The organism is Vibrio ostreae, assembly GCF_019226825.1.
GTDB classification, from domain to species: Bacteria; Pseudomonadota; Gammaproteobacteria; order Enterobacterales; family Vibrionaceae; genus Vibrio; species Vibrio ostreae.
The window spans coordinates 942891-969667 of the sequence record NZ_CP076643.1; the positions used below are offsets into that span (position 1 = coordinate 942891).

Below are 26777 nucleotides of genomic sequence, written 5' to 3' on the forward strand. Positions count from 1 at the left end.
TTGTAGGGAACAGACCTAATGACTTTAGCGGTAAAGAGCCAGCGCTACAAAAAATGAAACTTAAGTTATTGTGACCTTAGACAAAATGTGGATTTTGGATTTGTGACCCAGGGAGAATGTTGGGTGATCTTTTTTCATTGGGTACGTCATTCTTTATCTGCTGCGTCGCTTTTCGCTGCTAAACGATTAATTAGTGTTAGAGTGACTTGTCTCACACTGTGAGATTCCGTAGTATTGCGTCTCTTTTGAAAGCCTGAGAACCGAGATGAAAACTGAGATTTACAAAGAGTTCATGTTTGAAGCAGCCCACCATCTGCCACATGTGCCTGAAGGTCACAAGTGCGGTCGTCTGCATGGACACTCTTTTTTAGTTCGCCTGTATGTAGCAGGTGACGTGGATCCTCATACAGGTTGGCTGGTGGACTTTGCGGAAATCAAAGCCGCGTTTAAACCGATTTACGATCGTCTGGACCACTACTACCTGAATGACATTGAAGGTTTGGAAAACCCAACCAGCGAAGTGCTGGCCAAATGGATTTGGCAACAGCTGAAGCCTGATCTGCCGATGCTGAGCAAAGTCGAAATTAAAGAAACCTGTACCGCAGGTTGTATTTATACCGGCTGATTAGGTCACAGATGAAAAGAAGCCCGGCATAGTTCCGGGCTTCTTTTATTTTGTTTTTCAGGTGAATGTTCAGCTTAAATGACACGGTTTTTTAAATCACAATGTCCTTTAAAAAAACAGCACTTGAAAACAACACCGCAGGTTTACTCGAAAGAGTAGACGTCCGTCCACACTTCACCTTCGTCTGTTTCCTCGATGCCTTGCCATTCTGTTGAGCGTGACATCACTTTCAGTGAGAAGTTAACCCCGTCAGTATCGACAATATGCATGTTGTCAACATAAATGGTCGTTCCCGCGGTCAGGGTTACTGTCAGCTCACCACTTGCATCATCAACTGTCCAGGTGAATGCGTAGCTGTCGGTACCGTCAGTGAAGCTGCCGACTCCATCCGCGTTAAAGATGTAGGCTTCGCTATCTTCCGGATTCGTGCTCGACATTGTGCGTGGCAATTGCGCCATAAATGCGTTGCTGAATGCGGCTTGAGACTCACTTTGCAGTAAGCAGTCGTTCACCGCCTGGAGATAGGTGCTGTAATCGACGTAGGATAGTGGCACATCATTCACATCGTCCCAATCCGTATTACCTTGGGTGCACTCGCTGATTTCAGGATTGCCATCGATGCTGGTGTATTGGGTCAGCCAAATCTCTGCATCTTCCGGGCTAAAGACGGCAAACTCCAGAACATCATCTCCCTGCGGTTCAGCCAGCAAGGCGAGGTATTCCGCTGTGCTGTCGTCGCTGTAACGCAGTTCAATAAAGCCATCGTCATTAATCAACCACTTGCGTGTGCGTACCATGCCATCGCGATAATATTCGGCGCTGCCGTCCGTGGCGAAGGTGTACAAACGAGTCTCGCCATTGGAACGTATCCGCAGCAGTTCAGCACCGTACAAATCGCTCGCGCTGACGGTTGGCAGGACGCCACTACAGCTTTGATAGGTGTCCAGTGTAGCGGTAAAGTCAGTGTAACTTTTGCCCAGACCTTGTTCGACTGAACAGGCGCCCAACTCTATGAGCGCGACGGTGTCTGACCAGATTTCTGTGACAACGTCACCGTTTCCGTCGCTGTAGGTTTCAAAGAACTTGAGTGACCATTGCGTGTCTGACGAGTCGACTAATGCCCAGTACCAGCTTTCGTCTGGCAGACTACTATCGGTGATCTTTATATAACCGTTTTCAATGGCCCAGGTCGTGGTATCGCCTTCCTGACCGTCACGGTATATGGTCATGGTGTAATCGGCATTAAAGCTGTAATCACGAGTAGAACCGTCACCGCGTACCCGGTGGAAATTATTACCGGCGACCATATCCTCGCTGATCGCGGCTGACCCATAACAGCTTTCGATAGCAGCTTCGAAGTCGCTCATGGTCACGCTGGTTAACCCGTCATTGTCACCTTCACTGCATTGATTTAGCGGGATATCGGCAGCAGCGAGCAGCGCGTTTTTAGCACTGTCACTAAACAACGTGATATCTTCGTCATCCAGCATAATGCCGGCCATTTCCATGTTACCTATGTACACCGCTCCCTGATAAACACTGGCCAGCATATGTGGCGTTGGCTCATCAAATGCGTCACCAAACGCAGTCAGTGCATCCTGCGGAAGAGTGAACAACAGCAGTGACTCATTATTGATGGTCTGCTGTTCCCAGGTTGAAGATGCGACCAGAGTTGCGATGCCTGCTTGCCAGTCGGCCTGATAGTACTGCGCTACGCCGCCTTCGACAAACTTAACCAGGATACTGTCGCCAATACTCATTCCCTGCAGTTCTGATGTCGCGAGACTCGAACTGCCAGCCTCAGCAAAAATTAGTTCTGACAGGCTGGTGGCACCTTCATGGCTGTTGTCCGGTCCATCGTGAATGTACGGCGTCCAGTCCCACATGTAGTAGTTATTCTGAGCCGGAGTCAATCCGAGAGAAATCAGATAAGCATCTTGCGGATAGGTCGCGGTTTGGTCGTTGAAGTTATCCCAGTCGATATCGGTGTCAGCCACCAGACTGCCTGCCAGGGAACGTAAACTACCACTCAGGGAATAACGCAGATTGGTGTGATCGCTTGGATAAGCCACCAAAGCGTTATCAGAGAAATCGATAGTGTAAAGCCCGGTTTGGGTACTCCAGCCCGATTCCGTCAGCACCAGATCTGAATTTTCGCTGCTGACATTAACCTCGGTTTTATCGGCTTTGACCAGTGTAGTACTGTCCATCATTGCCATTGTACCGTTGATGGTCAGCATTTCACTGTATACCCGAACCTGGTCGTTGTCGTCATCATCGGAGTACAGAGCGTAGACGGCCGTTTGTTGCTGCAAATACTGGATTATCTGACCGGTGTCGCCTGCACCGACTGAATCATCGAGCGGATCATCGTCAATCGCATCTGGAACCCCGTCATCATCGTCATCGGTATCTGCGTTGTTACCGGTGCCGTCACCGTCTGTATCGACACTCTCATCTTCATCGAGCGGGAAGGCGTCATCGCCGTCTGCGACGCCATCGTTATCATCGTCTGGGTCAGCGTTGTTACCGGTGCCGTCGCCGTCAGTATCGAGGCTCTCGTCTTCATCAAGCGGGAAGTCATCCTCACCGTCTGCCACACCATCGTTGTCATCGTCGGTATCGGCATTATCACCGATACCGTCACCATCGGTATCGACACTTTCGGCCGGATCAAACGGGAAAGCATCGTCTTCATCTACGACGTTATCGCCGTCATCATCGGTGTCGGCATTGTCGCCGATGTCATCATTATCACTGTCCGCCCATTCAGTGGCATCATCGGGAAACGCATCGTCGCTATCAGCAACGCCATCACCGTCAGAATCAGTATCCACTGCACCGTCACTATTGATATAGGTTGAATCGAGTTGTTCCGGGGATTTGCTTTCTACCTCAGCTTTGATCACAACGGCAACGATAACCGCGTTGTCGAGTAATTCATTGCTACCATCATTATCCGTCGCTGCTGCATTGAGATCTTGCGGAGTCTGAGGCATTGAACCCGACGATACCAGACTGCGTGCAGCAAAGGCGGCACCGCTGCTGCCACTGGCTTTATAGTCAGAAAGCGTATCTTGTTCACTGATGCCGAGTTGATTGGCTATTTTTGTTTGCGCGCTGGCCACATCGGCTGAGCTGCCTGACGTCACTTCAATATGGACTAGGGTGGAAAGGGGCGTGACCTGCGCAGTGCCCGGTGGAGCGGAGAGGGTAAAGTCGTTTGAAACCGTATTTCCGGTATCTTCATCGACCGTTTCTCCGCGGATGGCCTGCACCACAACCGGGTAGTCTTCCGGATTGGTGATGCCACTGACATCAAGCTCCGCCACGCCACCGCTTTGTGAGGTTGCCGAAGGCTCGTTGTCATCCAACTGGAAATCCTGATCCAGATCGAGCCAAACCAAAGCTCCGCGTAAGTAGCCATCAATCGCTTTGACACTGTAAGTGGAACTGGCAGCTGCGGGTGAATCGTTATCACTGCCGCAGCCGTACAGCGTCAGGCTGCTGAATAATCCCAGCGCCATCACTGACGTTTTCATTCGCATAGACAAATCCTTATTTCTGATGTGTATTGTTCTTTATTTTTAGTATTGATTGAATGAATATCACAAAAGAAGCTAATTGAGGCTGATGCTTTATTCAAGTTAAGGAATTTTGACGAAATAGCGATTCAGGAAATGGATTTAGACCAATATTAACGGTCTATATTTTATGTAAATATCAATAAGGCAGCAGGTAGATAGAGGACAATCAGGAAATACGCTTAAGAAACAAAACGATGCTCAAGATGAGGTGGTTTTTACAGAAGTGTCGGTAACGAGAGGTGAAAGCTGTGACTTATGTCAAAATAAACCTGAGTAAATGCAACGAAGTCTCAGCATGAAATCAAAATATCCACCCAAGTTGTAAGTGGATATTTAAACGCCATACTGAAACTTCTTCATAACTTATTGGAGAACATCTTCCCCGCCGAGGCTCTGATATATGGTTGCCAGGTTGACTAAGCGGTTATAGCGGTTTTCCAGTAAAGATGCTTTGGCACTGCGCTCATTTTCCTGAGCGTCGAGCAGGGTGGTGATATCGATGGCACCATATTGGTACTGGCTTTTGTAGATACCTGCGGCCTCTCTGGCGCTGTCGTATTGTTGCTGTAATTTTTCTGCCTGATAACGGTAGTTGTCACGGGCGGAAAGCGCGTTGTCGACATCCTGAAAGGCACTGTACAAGGTCTGGCGATAGTTAATGATCGCTGACTGATAACGTACATCGGCAATATCGCGGTTGAGCTGCATCTCATTCCAGTTAAGGAATGGTAAAGCCAGATCTGCGCCGAGGCTGCCAATCGGGTCGCTGAGCAGATGACGTAGCTGAGTCGAAGAGCCCCCCAAAGCGCCGGTCAGGGTCAGAGACGGGAAGTAACTGTTATCTGTATTGTCTTTGTCAGCCAGCGCCGATTTAAGCTCAAACAACGCCTGTTTTACGTCCGGACGGCGGCTGAGAACGTCGGCAGGAATACCTGCTTCGATCTCTGGCAGAGCCGTGTCGGGCAGGGTACTGATACCTGGTTTGCTCTCTTGTGGCGGTTGGTTGAATAACAGCGCAAACGCATTTTTGGCTTCGGTGTACTGCTGAAGATAATCACGATGGGTGGCTTCAATCCCCGCCAGTGAACGCTGCGCTTCCAATACATTGATGCGCGAGACTGAGCCATAACGATACTGGCTTTCCGTTAAAGCCAGGGTTTGGCGCGCTTCATCAATATCGGCGTTACTGAGCGCGATACGCTGGCTGAGGTAGCCGATTTGCCAGTACAGCTGAGCTGTAGTCGCTACCAGAGATTGCGCGGTTGCTTCACGCTCTTCCTGGCTGGCCATAGCCGTCCACATCGCGGCGTCTTTCGCGGCCGCCAGTTTACCCCATAGATCCAGCTCATAGCTCACACCCAATGATGCCTGATAGCTGGCAGAGCTGTCACCGCCGTCCAGCGGTTTGCTGCGCTGCGCTGAAGCGTTGGCAGACAAGTCAGGGTATGTGTCACTCACTGCAAGGCCAGCCTGTAAGCGGGCTTCACGCAGGGTCAGTGTCGCTAAAGCCAAATCGTTGTTGGTTGCCAGAACCTGATCGATCAGAGTGTTTAGTTGAGGATCATTAAAGCTCTTCCACCACTGTTCGATAGTTGCCGAGGAAGATTCACTTTGGCTGCTTTGCCAGTTGTCCGGCACCTGCACATCCTGTGGCTCCAGCTCAGAGCGGGTAACACAACCTGTGGCCAGCATGACACACAGAGCCAGAGTTGAGATCTGATAACTACGCATTCTTATTCCCTCGCCAAGGCATCAATCGGATTCAGTCGCGCTGCATTACGCGCAGGCAGATAGCCGAACAGCACACCGATTAGGGTGGAACAAAGGAAAGCCGAAACGATCGACGTGGTGGAATAAATCATATTAAAACTACTACCCAAGGTGGCAAACAGCACACCAATTAAATAAGCAAGACCAATACCTATCGTACCGCCGCATAAACAAACCAGCACCGCTTCAATCAAGAACTGACGCAAAATATCATTTTGTCGTGCACCCACGGCCATGCGGACACCAATCTCGCGGGTACGCTCTGTCACTGACACCAACATGATGTTCATCACGCCGATGCCGCCGACAATCAGTGAAATCACCGCAATCGCCGAGATCAGTAACGTCATGGTGGCGGTGGTCTTCTGAATATTCTGCTGAATGGTATCGGTGTTGATGGTGAAGAAATCCTGAGTACCGTGGCGCATTTTCAGCAAAGTAATGATCGCCTGTTCCGCCGCATCACTGGGTGTGTTGTCATTGACCCGCACCGAGATACGATTAAGGTAATTCTGGCCCATCATTCGTGCGCTGACTGTGGTGTAGGGAGCCCAGATGTTGAGTGAATCACTATTACCAAAAGCGCTCTCTTTCGGCGCAGTGACTCCGATAATTCGCAGTGGCAGATTGCCGGCAAAAATGACTTTACCAATCGGATTCTCATTTGGAAACAGCGACTTAAGGGTATTGCTGTCAATCACCACATCTTGGGCAATGCGCTCGACGCTGCTTTGATCCCAGAACTGGCCGTAATCCAGGGTGTAACCTTTAACCCGGAAATAGTCCGGTCCGACACCTTGTACTGACGCGGATACCGCCTGATTACCGAATTTCACTGTTGCGGATGTACTCAGGGTCGGAGTGACACTGTCAACAAAGCCCAGGTTGGTTAAAGCATCGGCATCGGCAGCGGTTAGCGTGCGTACCTGCCCGGAGCGCCGGTCGCCAAAGCCGCTACCCGGCATGATGTCAATGGTGTTGGTACCCATGGACGAGATGCTGTCGAGGATCGACTTTTGCGAGCCGTTACCCAATGCCACCACAGAGACCACGGAAGCAATACCGATAATAATCCCCAGCATAGTCAGGAAGGTGCGCAGGCGGTGATTGGACATCGCCAGCAAGGCCATCTTGAGCGCTTCCCAAAACGAATCCCACAGTCTGCGGCTGCTGGCAAGGGCATTATTATTGCTGGCCGCTGCGACAAAATCCTGATTACTGACTTTCTGACCGGTTTTATTGACGGTATCACTGAGTATTTCACCATCTTTGATCTCGATGATACGGTTGGCATATTCAGCCACCTTCATGTCGTGGGTGACGATGATAATGGTGTGACCCAACTGATGCAGCTCCTGCAACAGGGTCATCATTTCTGAGCCGCTTTTACTGTCCAGTGCGCCGGTCGGTTCGTCCGCCAGAATGACATCCCCACCATTGACCAGGGCGCGGGCAACGGAAACACGTTGCTGCTGACCACCACTGAGCTGGTTAGGTTTGTGATCGAGGCGGTCGGACAGTCCAAGGCGGCCCAGCAGGCTCTGCGCTCGTTCCTGACGCTCTTTTTTGTCATAGCCGGCATAAATCGCCGGGATTTCCACGTTGCCCAGTGCAGTCAGGTCGCCCAGCAGATGATAACGCTGGAAGATAAAACCGAAATATTCGCGGCGCAGACGTGCCAGCTCATCAGACTCGAGTTGTGACGTGTTCTGACCATTAATCCAGTATTCACCGGAGGTTGGCTGATCGAGACAACCGAGAATATTCATCAGGGTCGATTTACCGGACCCGGACGTACCGACAATCGCCACCATCTCACCACGATCGATGCTCAGGTTGACGTTATTCAGCACCGTCAGGGTTTCATCACCGGCGGAAAAACAGCGGGTGACGTTGCTGATATTAAGTAGTGGCTGGGTCATTAAAAACGCATCCCCCGTGGGCCCATACGACGGCTGGCGGTGTCACCATTTTGTCCTTGTGTGCCTAAGATGATCTGGTCACCTTCTTGCAAACCGGATGTGATTTGCGCGTTGATTTTGTTATTGATGCCGACGGTCACGTCACGCATCTCTTCCTGACCATTGACCAGCACAGGTACCTGGTATTGCTCCTTGCGGCCCGGCTTGCGGATCAGCACCTGGGCCGGAACCAGCAGTGCTTGTTCGGCTTTGTCGAGTACAACCGACACTTGCGCCGTCATACCTATACGGAGCGTGCGATCCGGGTTATCAACTTCAAACAGACCATGGTAGTAGATCGCTTCATCGTTGCTGACCGCGAGATCTTTGTCATCACCGTCCATCAGAGTAGGGCCGGGTTCGATCGCACGCAGGGTACCGTGGTAACGCTTATTTGGCTTACCCAGGATGGTGAAGTAAACAGGCAAGCCGGGCTGAACGTTCACCACATCCGCTTCAGAAATCTGCGCTTTGATGGTCATTTTATTCAGCTGAGCCAGTTCAATAATGGTGGGCGTGGTCTGGTTGGCGTTCACCGTCTGACCTTCTTCCACTGCGCTGTAAACCACAGTACCGTCAAACGGCGCACTGATGGTGGTATAGCCGAGGTCGACTTGTGCGCTGTCGACATTGATATTAGCTTGTTCGAGTTCGGCGTTCAGTTGCTCAAGTTCTGCTTTATAAACGGTGAGTGTCGCTTGCGCGCTTTCATAGTCAGCACGTGAACTGGCGTTATCGGCCAGCATGCCTTTCTGGCGAGTGAACTCGGCCTGTGCCTGAGCAATTTGCGCGCGTTTGGCACGAATCTGGGCTTTCAGGCTGTTGAGTGAAGCATTGGCTTCTTTGAGATTGTTTTGTTGGGTCAGACTGTCAATCTGGGCGACCAGATCGCCTTGTTTAACCTCATCGCCCAACTGTACCGCCAGCTTTTCGATCTGACCTGAAACCTGAGCACCGACAGCGACCAGTTTAGAGGCCTGCAACATGCCGGTCGCGAGTACGGTATTTTCAATATTACCTTTCTGTACCGGCTGGGTAGCAAAAGTGAGCGGGGCTTCTTTGGGGTAAAAATAATAACTGGCACCGCCAATGACGAGCAAAAGGCCCCCGATGACGAGAAGTTTTTTCTTTATAGTAGTTTTTGGCATGAGAATGAACATCGTTACTTGAAATAGAAATTATTATCATATTTATAAACTGATGCTGATTTGAAACAAGCGTTTAGTGCGTAAAACTAGGTAAAGAAGCGTAAATCGGGCGATAACTCTTTGTTGGGAAGGGAAAATAATAAAAAGCCCGCGGTCGGGGACCGCGGGCTTGAGATAATTTAATGCTCAATAAATCAGCAAATTACTTTAACTGCCAAGCCGCCTTGAGACGTTTCGCGGTATTTCGCGTTCATGTCTTTCCCGGTTTCCAGCATGGTCTCGATCACTTTGTCCAATGACACGCGTGGCGCAGAAGAGCGGCGTAGTGCCATGCGGGTCGAGTTAATCGATTTGACGGCTGCAATACCGTTGCGTTCGATACAAGGAACCTGTACCTGACCAGCAACCGGGTCACACGTTAGGCCCAGGTTGTGCTCCATCGCGATTTCCGCCGCCATACACACCTGCTCCGGACTACCACCCAACAGCTCAGCAAGGCCCGCTGCCGCCATAGAACAGGCAACACCCACTTCACCCTGACAACCCACTTCCGCACCTGAAATAGAAGCGTTCTGCTTGTAAAGACCACCTATTGCGCCTGAAGCGGCGAAGTAGCGGATGTAGTCTTTCTCGGTCACGGTCTGGATAAATTTGTCGTAGTACGCCAATACCGCCGGAATGATACCGCAAGCACCATTGGTCGGCGCGGTAACCACACGGCCACCGGCTGCGTTCTCTTCATTCACCGCGAATGCGTACATGTTGACCCAGTCGACCACAGCCATCGGATCGTTGGTGATCTTTTCTGAAGTCAGCAGTTGCTGGCGCAGCGCTGCAGCACGGCGCGGTACGCGTAGCGGGCCAGGCAGGATGCCTTCAGTGCTCATGCCGCGTTCCATACATTCTGTCATGGTACGCCAGATGTTAGCAAAGTAGTCGCGTACTTCTTCATTCGAGTGCAGGGCTTTTTCGTTTTTCATCACCAGCGTGCTGATCGACAGTCCACTTTCACGGCACTGCTCAACCAGTTGTTCTGCGGTGTTGAACGGGTAAGGCACCTGAACCGGAGATTCAACCGCTTTACCGAAATTCTCTTCATCGACGATAAATCCGCCACCGATAGAGTAGTAAGTTTTCGAATACACTACTTCATCGTTTACCCAAGCATGGATCTGCATACCATTTTCATGCAGCGACAAGTTGGTTTTGTGGAAATTCATTCCGCCGTCGCGCGGGAAAGCAACCGAATGATCGTGCGTACCGACAGTCAGGCGTTCGGTCTGTTCAACATTGGCGATGAACCCCGGGATCGCATCAATATCCACAGACTGTGGCGAATTACCCGCCAGGCCCATGATGATGGCGATATCTGTATGGTGACCTTTCCCTGTCAGTGATAGTGAACCATAAACATCGACGGTAATTTTAGTGACGCTGAGCAGTTTTCCGTCTGCAACCAGATCATCAATAAATTGTTTACCTGCTTTCATTGGTCCAACGGTATGCGAGCTCGAAGGACCGACGCCGATTTTATAGATATCAAATACACTAATCATATTGATTACCTCAAAATTAAGCCCCCCTTATGATAAGGGAGGCCTTTATTATCGTTATATTCTGTGTTCTAAGCTGGTAACTGAGATTACAAAGCGCCGTAGATTACAGAACTAATAGCAGCAAGACCACAAAAAACTGTAAACAGTTGAACAGCTGCTGAAGTCTTGTACTTCGCCATTGCTGGCACCTTGTGCATGGCAAAAACTGGCAGCAAAAACAGGATCGCTGCAATCATTGGAGCGCCCATAGTTTCGATCATGCCAAGGATACTTGGGTTGATGATCGCGACGACCCATGTTGTCACAATGATAAAGAATAGTGAAATTTTCTCGATAGATTTAACCGGCATTTTACTGCGTGATTTCACCAGACCAACCAGACCTTCATGTGCGCCCAGGAAGTGGCCGAAGTAGCTCGAGGTAATTGCCGCAAATGCCACAATTGGCCCCAGGTAAGAGATCAGTGGTGACTCGTGCACGTTAGCCAGGTAAGACAGTACGCTGATGTTCTGTTCTTTTGCCATCGACAGCTGCTCCGGTGACAGAGACAGCACAACCGAGAACACGAAGAACATCACAAAGCCCATCAGCATCATCGCTGCACCGCCAGTGATCATGTCGGTTTTATTGACGGCATTGTCGCCATACTGTTGGCGCTGCTCTTTTGCAAACTGACTGATAATCGGGCTGTGGTTAAACGAGAACACAATGATAGGAATCGCCAGCCAGATGACGGTCGGCATTGACGACCAATCAGGAGACACTTCGATCATCGAAGTATTCCACTCCGGGATCAGGAAGACAGACAGAGCCAGCAGGATAAATACCAGCGGGTAAACCATAGCCGAGGTCGCTTTCAGCATCAGGTCTTTACCAAACACTACGCCAGCGGTCATCGCAGCAATCAGCGCACCAGATAATAACCAGCGAGGAATGGATGCCATACCTACCTGGTTGACCAGGAAAGAATCGACCGTATTGGTAATACCAACGCCGTAAATCAGAACAATCGGGTAAATGGCAAAAAAGTAAGCGAAAGTAATAAGATTAGCGCCAGTTTTACCAAAGTGTTCTTCAACAGTGTCTGTAATGTCTGAATCTGCTTGTTTTGCTGAAAGAACAAAGCGTGCCAGACTCTTGTGGGCAAACCAGGTCATCGGGGCAGCAATAAGGGCTAGAATTACTAATGGCCAAAAGCCGCCTGCACCTGCCTTGATTGGCAAAAACAGTACGCCGGCACCGACCGCAGTGCCAAATAATGACAGTGACCAGACAAAATCTTTATAGGTCCACTTGCCAGCAGAAAGTGTGGCAGCAGAAGCCTTTGTGGTTGTATTCATAGTGGATTACTCATTTTTGGGAACAGGAAATAAGTCGGGAGCAATTTTGCAGAATTTTTCTCTGAAAAAATAGACTTAAATCATTAAATGTTTCCAACAGAGCAATGAGATAACAAAAACCTATGGAGAGTCACAAAAATCACGTGCCACTTGTGAAAGTTATTAACATAAGTAATTAAAAAAACTAATCCAAAAACAGGTAATGATGAGGAAAAGTTATCCTAATGATCTAGAGTTAATGCTCGATAAAAATAATCGTTTTCAAACCAGTCAATCCCTTCTATATAAGGGCTAGCGAATATAAGAGATGTGTTTTTGTAGCGATTGTATAATTTGAGCTGTCACACCCCATATAAAATGATGTTTATAAGGGATGGCGAATACACGGTGCGCGGCATTTTTAATTTGAAAGGTATCACTGAACAAACGGCGCTGGTCGAGTAAAAAATCCGCTGGTACTTCAAACACCTCCTCAACTTCGTTGCAGTCAATTCTGGTTTGGTAGTCTGAGTCGATAAACGCGACCACTGGCGTGACCGCGAACTGACTGACGGTAACAAGCTCAGGCAACTGACCCAAAATATCGATCTGGTGCTGCTCGATACCAATTTCTTCCTGCGCCTCACGCATGGCTGTCTGGTAAAGGGTGCCGTCGCCATCTTCATATTTACCACCGGGAAAACTAATTTGCCCGGGATGATGTTTCAGATGCTCGGCACGTTTGGTGAGCACGACGCTAAGCCCTTGCGGGCGTTCGACAAAGCCAATCAGAACCGATGCCTTGCGCAGCGAACGCTCGCGCAAATGAGCAACTCGATGTATGGATTCAGCGTGATACCCGACGGGCGTTCTCAACTGGAAGCCCTGAATAAGTTCAGTTTTGCTGATGCGGCGCACAACGACGTCTCCTATATTCATATATATGTCTATACTTTAATAATCATGCTTTTATGAGCCTAGTTTAAGGATAGTTCAATAAGATGAAAGGCATTATTTTTGCCGAGTTTCTCGAGTTGGTGGAAGACAAATTCGGCCTCGATGTACTTGACAAAATGTTGCAGCAATCTGCAGATTCTGGCGTCTATACCTCAGTCGGCAGTTACGATCATAAGGCGCTGGTGCGGTTGATTGTTGAACTGAGTCAGATTACCGGCATTGATGTTAATGAGTTGCAGCGTGTATACGGTGTCAGCGTATTTCGTTCTTTGTACCAAACCGTGCCTCCGTCAGACAACTTGAGTGCGGTACAGGGCTGTTTTGCATTTTTGCGTCACGTGGAAGATTACATTCATGTTGAAGTGAAAAAACTCTATCCGGATGCAAACCCGCCCCAGTTTGAGTTCATCAGCCAATCGAGCGGAGTCATGACGTTTGATTACCTGAGCGCCCGTTGCTTTGGTCAGGTTTGTCTTGGTTTGATTGAGGGATGCGCTGCTTATTTCAATGAGCAGGTCGATATTTGTATGCAGCCCCAAAACGAAGATAACAGCAGGGTACGCTTTACGATCACAATGGTGGATGACTGAGACAAAACTCGCTCATTGGGTGTCTAAACCGGTGATCAAGATTAACAACAATAAGCCGCGTCATTAAAAGCAGCATGAGCTGTATCTCGTTAAAGAAAGTCATTGGGTAGGTGGAAAATGGATTTTAACTCGCCACTGGAACGCAAACTAGTCCGGGAGAAGGCCGCCCGCAAAGAAGCTGAAAAGTTGCTGGAAGAAAAAAGCTATGAGCTGTATCACGTCAACCAGCAGCTCAGTCTGGCGCTGAAGCAATTGCAGAAACAATCGTTGCAGGATTTGCAAAAGTTTGAGTTTGAAGAGCAGATAGATGCCACCTTAATCTATTTTGGCCGCGCTTTCCTGTCACGTCCTTTGGATAGCGGACTGCTGGCAACCTTTATTGAACGTCTGGCGCAAAGTTCAGCCATACGCTCAGCCTTAGTCCACATAGACGCAGGTCAGTTGGATGGTATCGAAAGCACACAGCTCGGCAATCCCGCGCTTGCTGAGGTAAAGCCTTTTGTCGATGTGCCGCACTGGCAGCAAGATTACCTGTGTCTGCCGCTGGTGGTTGACCGTCTTAAGTCAGGTTATTTAGTGTTTGAGATGGAAGATGAGCGGGTTGAGCGCGAGTTTGTCGTCAAGCAGTTGTCGCTGGTGGCAGAACTGCTTTGTAGTGCGTTACATCGTCAGTCGATCATGCAGCGCCAGCAGTCGTCACGTAAACGCGCGGAAGTGTCGGAAAAGGCCACCACGCAATTTGTGGCCATGATCGAACAAACGCTGCACGGCTCGCTCAATGAATTAATGCAACAGTCGGATAAACTGATGGCCAGTAAACTCAATAAAGAGCAGCTGGAGCATTTGACGGCATTGCAACGGTGCGGTGACCGGATGCAGGCCATCATGAAAGATTTGTACGAGTTCAACCAGCTTCAGTCGGGGAGCATTCAGTTGTCACTGACTCCATTTAGCTGGCAGGAGGTTGAATCCTACCTTGTAGCAGAGTTCGGGCAACGGGCTAAGGATAAAGGACTGACTTTCACTATCGACAGTTGTGACGAATTGCCCAAACGTTGGGTCGGGTCAAAAGAGCAGATTGAACAGATACTGCATCATTTGGTGGACAATGCGATTAAGTTTACGGATCAGGGTGAGGTGATGGTTTCCGCCCGCTGGCGTCATGATCAATTATTGCTGCGGGTCAGAGACAGCGGTATTGGTATCCCGCTTTCAGCGTATGCAGCATTATTTGATCCCTACAGCGCGGTCAATCACAACACAGCGCAAAACAGGCAAGGAGCCGGACTCGCTTTGCCGGTGTGCAAGCAACTTGCGCAATTGCTGGGCGGAGAGCTGGATATGTCCAGTGAGGAAGGGGTAGGGAGTGAATTCTTTCTCACCTTACCAATTCAGGTTGCCAATGTCTGAGCACACAGTGGCGTTAAAGTAAAAAAAACGCGCTTGTGGCGCGTCTTTTTACGGTGCGACTCAGTCGGCAAGGACCGGTAAAATACGGCTTAGCTTATCGAGTGTTTCCTGATATTCGGCGCTCCATTCGCTGTCTGCAACCAGGCCGCCACCGGCCCAGGCATACAACTGCTGGTTTTGCGCGATCAATGTACGGATGGTGATACTGGTATCCATACGACCGTGGCGGCTGATGTAACCGATGGAACCACAATATGCGCTGCGGCGATGCGGTTCCAGCTCTTCAATGATCTCCATCGCACGCACTTTAGGTGCGCCGGTAATCGACCCGCCCGGGAAACTGGCGCGCAGCAGGTCCGCACATTCATATTGGTCATCGAGTTGAGCGCGAATCGTGCTCACCAGGTGGTGAACGGCGGGGAAACTTTCAATCTCGAATAATTTCGGAACGTGTACTGTGCCCGGCTTCGCCACCCGGCCAATATCGTTACGCAGCAGATCAACAATCATCAGGTTTTCGGCCTGATCTTTTTCGGCATTGGCCAGCTCATCGGCAAAGGCAGCGTCTTGTTGCGGATCTTCACTGCGAGGGCGGGTACCTTTAATCGGCTTGGTTTCGATTTCCCGCTCTTTGACCTGCAGGAAACGCTCCGGAGAAACACTCAGGATGGCACACTCGTCGGTGCGGATAAACGCAGAGAAGGGGGCCAGGTTAAAGCGTTCCAGCTTGAGATAAGCGAGCCATTCGCTGCCTTGATAACCGGCCTGAAAACGCTGGGTCAGGTTAATCTGGTAACAGTCACCTGAGCGCAGGTATTCCTGCACCTGGTTAAATTTAGTGCGGTAGCTTTCCCGCGTCATGTTCGACTGCCATGGGGTCGTCAGAGCAAACGGTGCCTGGCTCTCTGCGGCATGCTGCGCGAGAAGGGGGGCAGCCTGTTCAATATTCTGGCCAACCACACAAGCGGTTTGGGTTTGATGATCCACCACCACTGCCCATTGGTAAAGGCCGACCGCCATGTCCGGTGCGGTCAGATCTTTTTCGGCAATACTCGGTAAACGCTCGACCCGACGGCCAAGGTCATAGGCAAAATAGCCGACCGCGCCACCGACAAACGGTAAATCGTGCGGGTATTGCAGCTGCGGCAGGTAGCGACTTTGTAATTGTGCCAGCAAATGGAACGGATCTTCCTGTGACATGGTCTCGCCACTTGGCTCACTAATGCGTGTCTGCTCATCGGCTGTGGTCAGTGTCACGACAGGGTTCATCACTACGATATCGAAACGGCTGTCGATATGCTGCTCGGAAGCAGAGCGAAGCATCATCGCCCAGGGTTGGTGCTCAACCTTGGCAAACAGCTGATTGGCGAGTTCCGGGTAATAAGTAAGCGGCTTGGACTGAATGTGAGTAAGTTCGTTGTTATTCATTTGTGTAAATTGTGACAAAGGGACTGATCACTGCGTAGCGTGTTGAGGAAAGCGAGAGTATCATATTCGCCACGATAAAACTTCAATAATAAGCAGCGACTTGACGGTTGCAGGCGGCGAACGTTCAGTCGAATTTCGCTATCTGGCTTTACTGCGTTCCTCTGTGTGCCGATCAAGTCTCTGTTTTGGAAGTAACATAACGATAACGAGGCATGCAATGACGGTTATACGCAAGCAGGACGTCATCAGCAGTGTGGCTGATGCACTCCAGTACATTTCTTACTACCACCCTTTAGATTTTGTTCAAGCCCTGGAACAAGCTTACCATCGTGAAGAGAGCCAAGCGGCGAAAGACGCGATTGCTCAGATTCTGATTAACTCAAGAATGTCGGCAGAAGGCCACCGTCCAATCTGTCAGGACACGGGTATCGTGACCTGTTTCGTCAATATCGGTATGGCGGTGCAGTGGGATTCGCACGATATGACGGTTCAGCAGATGGTTGATGAGGGTGTGCGTCAGGCCTACACCAACCCGGATAACCCGCTGCGCGCCTCTGTGCTGATGGATCCTGCCGGCAAACGTATCAACACCAAAGACAACACCCCGGCTGTTGTGCACATCAACATGGTGCCGGGCAATACGGTTGAAATCCAGATCGCCGCGAAGGGCGGCGGCAGTGAAAACAAAACCAAGATGGTCATGCTCAACCCATCCGATGACATTGCTGAGTGGGTAGAGAAAACTTTGCCGACCATGGGTGCCGGCTGGTGTCCACCGGGTATGCTGGGTATTGGGATCGGCGGTACGGCAGAGAAAGCAGCGGTACTGGCAAAAGAATCGTTGATGGAACACATTGATATTCAGGAGCTGATCGAGCGCGGTCCGCAAAACGCGGAAGAAGAGCTGCGTCTGGATATCTTTAATCGCGTTAACAAACTGGGTATCGGTGCCCAGGGCCTGGGCGGCCTGACCACTGTAGTTGATGTTAAAATCAAAACGGCGCCAACCCACGCAGCTTCTAAGCCAGTGTGCCTGATCCCGAACTGTGCGGCGACGCGCCACGTGCACTTCACGTTGGATGGTTCTGGTCCGGCGGATCTGCAGCCACCAAAACTGGAAGACTGGCCGCAAATCACCTGGGAAGCGGGGGCCAACACACGCCGTGTTAACCTGGACACCGTTACTAAAGAAGAAGTGCAAGAGTGGAAAACCGGTGAAACGGTTCTGCTGTCAGGCAAAATCCTGACCGGACGTGATGCTGCACACAAACGTATTCAAACGATGCTCGATAACGGCGAAGGCCTGCCAGAAGGCGTGGATCTGAATGGTAAGTTTATCTACTACGTCGGCCCGGTTGATGCGGTCGGTGACGAAGTGGTTGGCCCTGCAGGCCCGACCACGTCAACCCGTATGGACAAGTTTACCGACATGATGCTGGAGAAGACCGGCATTATGGGCATGATTGGTAAAGCGGAACGTGGTCCGGCAACCGTTGAGTCGATTAAGAATCACAAAGCGGTTTATCTGATGGCTGTCGGCGGCGCTGCTTACCTGGTTTCAAAAGCGATCAAGAAAGCTCGCGTCGTCGCGTTTGAAGACTTGGGCATGGAAGCGATCTACGAATTTGAAGTCGAAGATATGCCGGTGACGGTTGCGGTTGACTCGCAGGGTGTCAACGCGCACCAGGTGGGTCCGGATACCTGGAAAGTGAAAATTGCCGAAGCGGCGAAGTAATTTTTTTCACAAATGTTCCAGGCGCGACATTGTTCGCGCAAAAATGACGAAGGTGCAGCGTAAGCTGCGCCTTTTTGTGTTTATAATAACCCTCTAAATAGTTGAAACGTCAGGAGTGCAGAATGCCTCGCTTTATTCAAATCCTGCAAATCGTTATTGCGGTTGTTGTCGGTGCCCTTATTGGCTATGACCTGATTTTGCATGGTATCAGTATTTTCGATAATAAATATGTCACCACAACATGTGTGCTGTTTGTATTGTTAGAAATTGCCCTGTTTGTGGTTTACAAGCTGATCGAAGACGATTAAACGCCGCCTGTGCTCTGGTGTGGTTGTCCGCCGACAAGCTGCAATATTTAAATCCTAAGCCTCTGATTTTATTCAGGGGCTTTTTTATTCATCTCGTATTAAGATTAGGTAAGGTAGGCTTGGGGGCGTTAAGCAACGTACGGTATTGCCTGACATGGCATCCAAATGATAACGGAGCATTTAAATAATTACGGAGACGATGAATGAAGCGTATTAGCCAAGAAATGACTGATTTAATCCATCGCGGCCTGGACTCTCATGTTCGTCTGGCGGTGACCGGGTTGTCGCGCGCCGGGAAAACCGCCTTTATCAGTTCTCTGGTTAATCAACTGGTGCATACCTCAACGCATGACAATCTGCCACTGCTCGCGGCGGCGCGTGATAAACGTATCATTGGCGCAAAGCGGGTTCCGCAAAGTAATTTGATGGTGCCAAGCTTTGGCTACGATGAAGCCATGAGTCAGTTACATGCCAACCCGCCACACTGGCCGGTTCCGACCCGGGATGTGAGTGAAATTCGCCTGGCAATTAAATATAAGACGCACAGCCGCACCCGCAAGCTGATCAGTAAAACCTCGACCCTGTACCTCGACGTGATTGATTATCCGGGAGAGTGGTTGCTGGATTTACCGTTGCTGCAACTCGACTTTGAAACCTGGTCTGCGCAGCAGTTTAATGCTCTGCATGGCAAGCGGGCTGAGCTGGCACAAGAGTGGTTAACACAACTGGATCAGCTGGATTTGCAGCAAGAGGCCAATGAAAAACACTTGGCTGAAATTGCGGCGCTGTACACTGATTATCTGCACCGTTGTAAAGAAGCGGGACTGCACTGGGTGCAGCCGGGGCGTTTTGTTCTGCCTGGAGAGCTGGCCGGTGCGCCGGTGTTGCAGTTTTTCCCGTGTCGCCCGGATACGTTACAGCACAAAAACGGCAAACACTCGATGCTGGCGCTGCTGAAGCAGCGTTACGAAGAGTATCAGAACAAGGTGGTTAAGGCGTTTTACAAACATCACTTCGCAACGTTTGACCGCCAGATTGTGCTGGTCGACTGTTTATCACCGCTCAATGAAGGGCATGAATCTTTTATGGATATGCGCGATGCGCTTGAGCAGATCATGCAGAGCTTCCGTTATGGCCGCAGCGGCATGCTCAGTCGTCTGTTTGCACCCAAAATTGATAAGGTGTTGTTTGCGGCGACCAAAGCCGATCACGTCACGCCCGATCAGCATCCGAATATGGTGGCCTTGTTGCAACAGATGATTCATCCGGCCTGGCAGCATACCGCGTATGAAAATATAGAGATGAGCTGTCTGAGTATGGCATCGGTGAGAGCGACCCAGTCGGGCCATATTGAAACCGGTCAGGGCAGAGTGTCTGCCATCCAGGGCACGACTCTGCAAGGCGACAACATGACAGTTTATCCCGGTGAGGTGCCAAAACGTCTGCCTAACGCCGACTTCTGGCACAATCGGTCGTTCGATTTTACCGCGTTCCGCCCGATGTCAGGTCATCAGGATGAGCCGCTGAAACATATTCGTCTGGATAAAGCGCTGGATACACTGATTGGAGACAAACTGAAATGAGCGAATACAAAACTCGTCAGGTTTTTGAGCAGCCACTGAGCAGTGAAGAAACGCACATTGAACTCAATACCCAGCAGCAGTTTGCTGAGCAGGATAAATTCGTTCCCAGTGTCGCGGAGCCGCAAGAGACACCAGCGGAAGCCGAACTTGAGCAGGTTATTCGCCCTAAGCGCGGGCGTAAATGGTTTACTGTCACTATGCTGGGTGCGTTTTCCGGCCTGGTCGGCTGGCAGGCCATCGATAGCGTGGTCACCTCTGTGCAAACGGCCGATTGGCTCAGCCTGGGCTGGAGCGGCTTTGTTTCAGTTCTGGCCGGTTTGGGTATCGGTGCGATTGGGAAAGAGCTGTGGAAGCTGCGTCAGCTCCGTCACCACTTTTCAGTTCAGGAGCAGGCCGAGAGTCTGATTGCCAATAATGCGGTGGGCCAGGGCGAAGCATTTTGCCGCGATCTAGCGCAACAGGGTGGTATTCAGCCGCAGAGTGCGGCATTTCAGCGCTGGCAGAATTCGCTGGATAATAGCCACAGCGACGCCGAAGTGCTGGATATGTACGATGCCATGGTAGTCAGTGAACAAGATAAAAAGGCGACTAAGCTGGTGTCGCAATACGCCACAGAGTCCGCGGCGCTGGTAGCTATTAGCCCGTTAGCCGTTGCGGACATGTTGTTGGTCGCCTGGCGCAATTTTAAAATGATCGATCAACTGGCCGAATTGTACGGTGTTGAGCTGGGTTACTGGTCACGCCTTAAGCTGTTTAAAGCGGTGCTGGTTAATATGGCAGCAGCCGGTGCCAGTGAGCTGGCGGTGGATGCCAGTATGGACCTGCTCACCATGGATCTGGCCGGTAAAGTGTCGGCCCGCGCCGGACAAGGGCTGGGTATCGGTATCCTCACCGCACGCCTGGGGCTGAAGGCGATGTCTTTACTGCGCCCGTTACCGTGGCATAAAGATCGCGCGGTCAAATTAGGTGCAATCCGTAAACAAATCGTGGCGAAAGTCACGGCGCTTACGGTCAAATAGCGGAAAGTAGCCGTTGAAACAAGAGATTGCTTGACGCCATTCGGGCCTTGATAGAAACTACTGTCAACTTTTCGTGACACTTTCTGATTAGGAATAAATTCAGTGCGTCTTGAAGTCTCTTGTGAAGACAGACTCGGGTTGACCCGGGAACTGCTCGATATTCTCGCATCCAAAAATATTGATTTGCGCGGCATTGAAATCGATGTGATTGGTATTATTTACCTCAACTGCCCGGACATCGATTTTGAAACCTTCAGTGAACTGATGGCCGAAATTCGTCGGATTCCCGGTGTCAGGGACGTGCGAAAAATTCAGTTTATGCCGATTGAGCGTCACAATACGGAACTGATTTCCCTGCTCAACAACCTGCCTGACGCGGTACTGGCGATTGATCTGAAAGGCTCAGTCGATATGGCGAACCACTCTGCCCAGTCACTGTTCCATAAAGATGAACAAGAGATGATCGGCGCGCATGTCTCGACACTGCTGCCGGCGTTTAATTTCTCACGTTGGGTGGAAGGTAGCAAGTCACGGGTACGTGAAGAAGTGGTACTGGATGGTCTCGATTATGTGATGGATCTGATGCCGGTTTACATTACCGGTGAGTCGAAAGAGTCCACCCTGGCGAGCTCCATGATGATCATTCGTTCAGCCAACGCCAACGTGGTCGCTGACGATAAGCTGCCGCTGCACAATAACCTCGGATTTGAACACTTTGTTGGTGTGTCTAACCGCCATAAGACGCTGATCAATCAGGCGAAAAAACTCGCGATGCTCGATCAGCCACTGCTGATTGAAGGCGAAACCGGTACCGGTAAAGAGATGCTGGCCCGTGCCTGTCACAATCGCTCTAATCGTTCGGATGCGCCTTTTCTGGTGTTGAGCTGTGCATCCATGCCGGATGATGTGGCCGAAACCGAACTATTCGGACACGCTCCGGGGTCGTTTAACCATCAGCAGGGTCATAAAGGTATTTTCGAACAGGCAAACGGCGGCACGGTATTCCTGGACGAAATTGGCGAAATGAGCCCACACCTGCAGATCAAACTATTGCGTTTTTTGCAGGACGGCACTTTCCGCCGGGTCGGTGAAGAGCATGAAGTGCATGTCGATGTGCGTGTGCTGGCCTCGACCCGCCACAATCTGGCTGAGCTGGCCGAATCGGGTAAGTTTCGCGAAGACCTGTTTTACCGCCTCAACGTGCTGACTCTGCGTATTCCGCCGCTGCGAGAACGTCCGAGCGATGTACAACCACTGCTGGAGCTTTTCGTTGCTAAACATTGCCACAAAATGGGCATGCTGAAACCGAAACTGGAAGAGGGATTGCTCGATCAACTGGCCCAATATCAGTGGCCGGGTAACATGCGTCAGCTGGACAACATGGTGCTGCGTGCCCTGACCGAAATGCCGGATGACAAACTGGATGTCGAATATTTCCATCTGCCACAGTTAGAGACCGTCTCCTCGGGTATAGCGAATGTCAACCTGGACGGTGCGCTGGATGACATCATGAAAGAGTACGAAGCTCAGGTACTGGATCGTCTGTATCAGTCGTTCCCGTCGAGTCGTAAACTGGCTAAACGACTCAACGTTTCACATACGTCGATCGCAAACAAGCTGCGCGATTACGGCATCAGGAAGCGCTAATGGAAAGTTACAGTACCGCCAGCCATGTCTATGAAACGGATGGTGAGATCCTGCTTCGCACGGCAGAACCTGACGATGCGAAATTAATCTCGGACTATTTCATCGCCAACCGGGCGTTCCTGAAGCCTTGGGAACCATTGCGCGAGAGTGAGTTTTTCACTGAATTTGGCTGGCAGCAGCGCTTGATCAAACTGCATGAACTGCACAAAATGGCGCTCGGCTACTATCTGCTGATCATTGATGTGAAAACTCACGCCATGTTAGGGACCATCTCGTTCAGCAACATTTCGCGTTTTCCGTTTTATGCCTGTAATGTCGGTTATTCTCTGGCTGAGCAGGCTCAGGGACGCTATATCATGTCACGAGCACTCAAAATGGCCTGTGATTACATGTTTCGCGTACAAAATATGCACCGCATTATGGCGGCGTATATGCCGCGGAATAAGCGCAGTGAAGCGGTACTGCTCGGTCTGGGTTTCGAACCGGAAGGGCATGCGAAAGATTACCTGTTGATTGACGGTAAGTGGGAAGATCATAATCTGACTTCGCTGCGCCACCCGCACTGGAAGATGTAGCCGGGCGTTGAACTGGTGTTGAGGCGCCGGTTGAACGGCCTTGCAAACAGTAATTGAGATGAGAAATGACGATGCCCATAGAGCCCGATACCACTCCGAATCAGCCTGAAACGGCCCACTCTGCAACCGATAAGCTGACAAGAATGCAGCAGCAACTGGCGTTGGTGCTGGAGCTGGATCGCCTGAAAAGCGTGTTACGCCGTACTCGGGTCAAAAGTGCGCAGGGGCGGGCCGAGAACAGTGCTGAACACAGCTGGCATGTGGCGATGATGGCTTTGCTGATGGAAGAGCATGCCAACCAGCCGGTCGATATCGGCCGGGTACTCAAAATGCTGCTGATGCATGACATGGTCGAAATTGATGCCGGTGACACCTTTGTCTATGACAGTGTCGCCAGCGCGCAGCAAGAAGAAAAAGAGCTGGCCGCGGCTGAGCGTCTGTTCGCTATACTGCCGCAAGAGCAGGGTGAAGAACTGTTTGCCCTGTGGCGTGAATTCGAAGCGGCGCAAAGCGCTGATGCACAGTTTGCCAAAGCATTGGATCGCCTGATCCCGATGTTGCTGAATTATCATAACCAGGGTCAAAGCTGGTTAGAACATGGCGTTACCCGCCAACAAGCCCTGACCGTGAACCGCCGCATTGATGACGGTTCACATGCGCTGTGGGATTACGCACAGCAAATGATTGAACACGCCACCCAACAAGGTTGGCTTAAAGCCTGAAGGACATTGCATGTCGTATTTGCCTTTGGAACAGTACCAAAGAAAATGGATTTTCACGCACCAGTCTATGCCGGTTCCGGCAGAGGATCTGGAACAGATCAAACCTATGTCTCAAATGCGCGCGGCTCAGTTCTGGAAAGAGAACCTCAGTGCGCAAAGCCCTGATGCCGAGCGTTTCAGCTCGCAGGACTGGCCGAGCAAAACCAACAGCTGGCTGCATGAAGTGGAGTGGATGTCAGAGTGGGAGAGTGATGATGAAGCTCTGCCTGAGGCGATCCTGGAGCATATCGACTGGCAGGATGATGTGACGGTCTACTTCTGCTATGAGAAATACAACGTCATCGAGACCAAGTGGTCGGTATTCAAACGCCACTGGAAAAACTTCCTGTTTTACGATGACGGCCCGATCCTGCTCGGGCGTCGCCGTCAGCAAGCGCTGTGGTTCAATACCAATGGTACAGTCAAACTGGGTCAGCACGAATAATCGCGCAACTTAGTGCTATTACTTTTCTTAAACAACAAGAGTAAATAAAAAACCGGCGTCATGGCCGGTTTTTTTGTATCCGGAGCGTCGCAGGCCGCTGTCGGATCAATCCTGTATGACCACCACCCGGCTGCGGCTGGCGGCCAGTGTACTGCCAATAGAGGCACTGATGATAAACAGTATGGCTCCCCATTGCGACAGGTCGAGCGTTTCACCCAGAATAGCCAGTCCGGCCATGGCGGCAATCGCCGGCTCCAGGCTCATCATGACACTGAAATGTTGGGTCGACAGACGGCTCAACGCCATCATTTCCAGGCTGTAAGGTAGTGCACTGGACAAAATGGCAATGGTCAGTGCCATTGGCACAATCGACCAGGTAAACAGCGGACCTTCCGCTAAATTAGCCCCGAGCGGGAAATAGATCACAGTGGCGATACACAGGCCAAGCGCCACGGTGGCACCGCCGCTGCCAACCGAGCCGGCCCGCTGTCCAAACCAGATATAGGCTGCCCAGCAACCGCCTGCCGCCAGTGCCAGCGCAACTCCTATTGGGTCAAGCGCATCGACACCGGACATGTCCGGTAACAATAAGGCCAGCCCAGCAACCGCCAGCGCGACCCAGACAAAATCCCGTTTACGCCGCGAAGAGAGTAACGCCAGCATCAGGGGGCCGGTAAACTCCAGTGCAACACCAATGCCGAGCGGAATGCGTTCCAGCGCGAAATAGAAGGTCATCTGCATGCCGCCAAGCGCAAAGCCATACACCGCCATAGCCCGCCATTGGCTGCGGCTCAGCCGCAGTCGCCACGGACGGAAAATCAACACCAGCAGCAGGGCGGACAAGCCGATGCGCAGCGCGACGGTACCGCCGACACCAACCACAGGAAAAAATTGTTTGGCGATGGATGCACCGGACTGGATTGTGATCATGGCACAAAGCAGGCAGCCGACAGCAAGCACAACCGGAGATTTATTCAGTAACATAGGCACCGTTATTATTGTAAAAGCCAACCCAATGATTATTAAAGCTAACGCGAGGATTATGCCGCAATTGTTGCGCAGCGAATACCCGATCCAGAGCGATTTATCTGCTGGCGACAACGCCAATTTGTTGAATAAACAGTAAGAAAGCGCCAGGTATTGGCTCGTTTGACAACGTTACTCGCTGATTTATGAGTGGAATTTGATTGTAACTTGCACAGTAATGGTGCGCCATGTTCGTCATGCAACGCTGTGCACAGCGTCGCATTCAGACTGCCTCACTATTTCAAACTGCCTCATTATCATCGCGTATCAGCGATGATTCACATGGCGAGGCTGGAGCGTTGTGACATGATGTCTTTCACCTGGCGCATACGTTGTTCGCATTTGCTTTGCAAGAACTGATGCAGCGCACGGGTGGAGTGATTGAGTAAACGTTTGTCGGCACACACCAGATAGACCGGACAGGGTTCCGATTGCCATTCGGATAACAGCGGTAGCAGACGGCCGTCAATAATGTCCTGACTAATATCGAGCAGCGATTTATAGGCCACGCCTCGTCCGTTGACGGCCCAGCGATGCACTACATCACCATCGTTAGCACTGAGTCTGCTTTTTACCACCACGGTTTCCGGATTGCCGTCTCTCCAGAAGGTCCAGCGGTTGTGGTAAGTATCTGACAGCATAAAACAGAGGCACTGGTGAGCGAGCAGATCACTTGGCTTGACGATGGCCGGTTTGTTTTGAACATACTCAGGACTGGCGCAGATCACTCGGGTATTATGGCGGCAGATAGGTAAGGCAACGAAGTTGGAATCCGGTGGTGTGCCGTAGCGAATCGCCAGATCGATCGGGCGGTGATACAGATTGGTGATGCCATCCGATAAATCGAGGTTGATCGACAGGTTAGGATGCAACTCCATAAATTCATCCAGCCAACTCAGCAACTGATTACGGCCGAAATCCGACGGCGCGGACAGATTGAGCGTACCGGAAATTTCGCCCTGGCTTTGCGCAATCTGATCCAACCCTTCCTGAATGGTACTCAGTGCAGACTGAGTCCTTTGCAACAGAATATCGCCCTCGTTGGTCAGACGCAGGCTGCGGGTCGAGCGGACAAACAGTGCAAACCCGAGCTGGGATTCTAGGCGTTTGATGGCAGCGCTGACCGCAGCCGGAGTCAAATCCAGGCTATGCGCTGCTTGTGAGAAGCTGCTTTGACGAGCGGTTTCGACAAAGATATTAAGATCGTTTAATGCTTTCATGAGGTTCTGTAACCAATAAGGACAGTTTATCTCACCATACTTCGTGAATATTGGAAAGCATTTCGCAGCTATAGAAAAGCGCCGTCTCCCTCACAGAGAAACGGCGC

Annotated in this window: 21 protein-coding genes; 11 read left to right on the plus strand and 10 right to left on the minus strand. The window is 50.8% G+C overall.

The genetic code is table 11. The features are described from left to right. The first annotated feature begins 265 nt into the window (after positions 1-265). Positions 266-625: a 6-carboxytetrahydropterin synthase QueD gene (gene queD, locus KNV97_RS10395; RefSeq protein ID WP_136484889.1), complete on the plus strand. Its 360-nt coding sequence runs from the start codon at positions 266-268 to the stop codon at positions 623-625. Positions 626-768: 143 nt separating this feature from the next. Here the strand turns inward: queD and KNV97_RS10400 are convergent, their stop codons facing one another. The 7 genes from KNV97_RS10400 to KNV97_RS10430 form a co-directional block, all read right to left on the minus strand. Further along, positions 769-4173: a hypothetical protein gene (locus KNV97_RS10400; RefSeq protein WP_218563041.1), complete on the minus strand. Its 3405-nt coding sequence runs from the start codon at positions 4171-4173 to the stop codon at positions 769-771. Between the two features lie 402 nt (positions 4174-4575). Further along, a complete protein-coding gene (locus KNV97_RS10405) occupies positions 4576-5943 on the minus strand; it encodes an efflux transporter outer membrane subunit (protein ID WP_218563042.1) in 1368 nt (455 codons plus the stop codon). Positions 5944-5945: 2 nt separating this feature from the next. Continuing rightward, positions 5946-7904: a MacB family efflux pump subunit gene (locus tag KNV97_RS10410; RefSeq protein WP_136484895.1), complete on the minus strand. Its 1959-nt coding sequence runs from the start codon at positions 7902-7904 to the stop codon at positions 5946-5948. Then, positions 7904-9091, minus strand: a complete 1188-nt coding sequence (locus KNV97_RS10415; protein ID WP_136484898.1) for an efflux RND transporter periplasmic adaptor subunit — start codon at positions 9089-9091, stop codon at positions 7904-7906. The genes KNV97_RS10410 and KNV97_RS10415 overlap by 1 nt, the downstream gene beginning before the upstream one ends. Before the next feature lie 194 nt (positions 9092-9285). Further along, positions 9286-10647: an L-serine ammonia-lyase gene (locus tag KNV97_RS10420; protein ID WP_218563043.1), complete on the minus strand. Its 1362-nt coding sequence runs from the start codon at positions 10645-10647 to the stop codon at positions 9286-9288. A gap of 86 nt (positions 10648-10733) precedes the next feature. Continuing rightward, entirely contained in the window at positions 10734-11987 is a 1254-nt protein-coding gene (locus tag KNV97_RS10425) for an aromatic amino acid transport family protein (RefSeq protein ID WP_136484902.1), read from the minus strand. Positions 11988-12278: 291 nt separating this feature from the next. Beyond that, positions 12279-12884: a CoA pyrophosphatase gene (locus tag KNV97_RS10430; protein ID WP_218563044.1), complete on the minus strand. Its 606-nt coding sequence runs from the start codon at positions 12882-12884 to the stop codon at positions 12279-12281. Between the two features lie 83 nt (positions 12885-12967). On the opposite strand from KNV97_RS10430, the gene KNV97_RS10435 reads away from it, so the two are divergent. Then, positions 12968-13513, plus strand: a complete 546-nt coding sequence (locus tag KNV97_RS10435) for a heme NO-binding domain-containing protein (protein WP_136484906.1) — start codon at positions 12968-12970, stop codon at positions 13511-13513. Between the two features lie 117 nt (positions 13514-13630). Beyond that, positions 13631-14923, plus strand: coding sequence for a sensor histidine kinase (locus KNV97_RS10440; RefSeq protein ID WP_218563045.1), 1293 nt, complete (start codon positions 13631-13633; stop codon positions 14921-14923). A 60-nt stretch (positions 14924-14983) separates the two neighbouring features. Here the strand turns inward: KNV97_RS10440 and pabB are convergent, their stop codons facing one another. After that, a complete protein-coding gene (gene pabB / locus KNV97_RS10445; protein WP_407701900.1) occupies positions 14984-16351 on the minus strand; it encodes an aminodeoxychorismate synthase component 1 in 1368 nt (455 codons plus the stop codon). 217 nt (positions 16352-16568) lie between these two features. On the opposite strand from pabB, the gene KNV97_RS10450 reads away from it, so the two are divergent. From KNV97_RS10450 to KNV97_RS10485, 8 genes are all read left to right on the plus strand, one after another. Next, positions 16569-18086, plus strand: coding sequence for a fumarate hydratase (locus KNV97_RS10450; RefSeq protein WP_136484912.1), 1518 nt, complete (start codon positions 16569-16571; stop codon positions 18084-18086). A gap of 122 nt (positions 18087-18208) precedes the next feature. Next, positions 18209-18394, plus strand: coding sequence for a hypothetical protein (locus KNV97_RS10455; protein ID WP_136484914.1), 186 nt, complete (start codon positions 18209-18211; stop codon positions 18392-18394). 203 nt (positions 18395-18597) lie between these two features. Next, positions 18598-19977 (plus strand): YcjX family GTP-binding protein, encoded by a 1380-nt coding sequence (locus KNV97_RS10460; RefSeq protein ID WP_218563047.1) that lies wholly within the window; start codon positions 18598-18600, stop codon positions 19975-19977. Further along, a complete protein-coding gene (locus KNV97_RS10465; protein WP_218563048.1) occupies positions 19974-20996 on the plus strand; it encodes a YcjF family protein in 1023 nt (340 codons plus the stop codon). Before KNV97_RS10460 ends, KNV97_RS10465 begins: the two co-directional genes overlap by 4 nt. Before the next feature lie 102 nt (positions 20997-21098). After that, on the plus strand, positions 21099-22643 hold the full coding sequence (gene tyrR / locus KNV97_RS10470; protein ID WP_218563049.1) for a transcriptional regulator TyrR: 1545 nt from the start codon (positions 21099-21101) through the stop codon (positions 22641-22643). Further along, positions 22643-23218, plus strand: a complete 576-nt coding sequence (rimJ, locus tag KNV97_RS10475) for a ribosomal protein S5-alanine N-acetyltransferase (protein WP_136484922.1) — start codon at positions 22643-22645, stop codon at positions 23216-23218. The genes tyrR and rimJ overlap by 1 nt, the downstream gene beginning before the upstream one ends. Positions 23219-23361: 143 nt before the next feature. Continuing rightward, on the plus strand, positions 23362-23940 hold the full coding sequence (locus KNV97_RS10480) for an HD domain-containing protein (RefSeq protein ID WP_407701907.1): 579 nt from the start codon (positions 23362-23364) through the stop codon (positions 23938-23940). Between the two features lie 10 nt (positions 23941-23950). Then, complete coding sequence (locus KNV97_RS10485) at positions 23951-24424, plus strand: DUF2947 domain-containing protein (RefSeq protein ID WP_218563050.1); 474 nt, start codon at positions 23951-23953, stop codon at positions 24422-24424. Between the two features lie 105 nt (positions 24425-24529). On the opposite strand, the gene KNV97_RS10490 is transcribed toward KNV97_RS10485, so the two are convergent. Together KNV97_RS10490 and KNV97_RS10495 are read right to left on the minus strand one after the other, a co-directional pair. Continuing rightward, complete coding sequence (locus tag KNV97_RS10490) at positions 24530-25408, minus strand: EamA family transporter (RefSeq protein ID WP_218563051.1); 879 nt, start codon at positions 25406-25408, stop codon at positions 24530-24532. Between the two features lie 320 nt (positions 25409-25728). Then, positions 25729-26670, minus strand: a complete 942-nt coding sequence (locus KNV97_RS10495) for a LysR family transcriptional regulator (RefSeq protein ID WP_218563052.1) — start codon at positions 26668-26670, stop codon at positions 25729-25731. Positions 26671-26777: the final 107 nt, after the last annotated feature.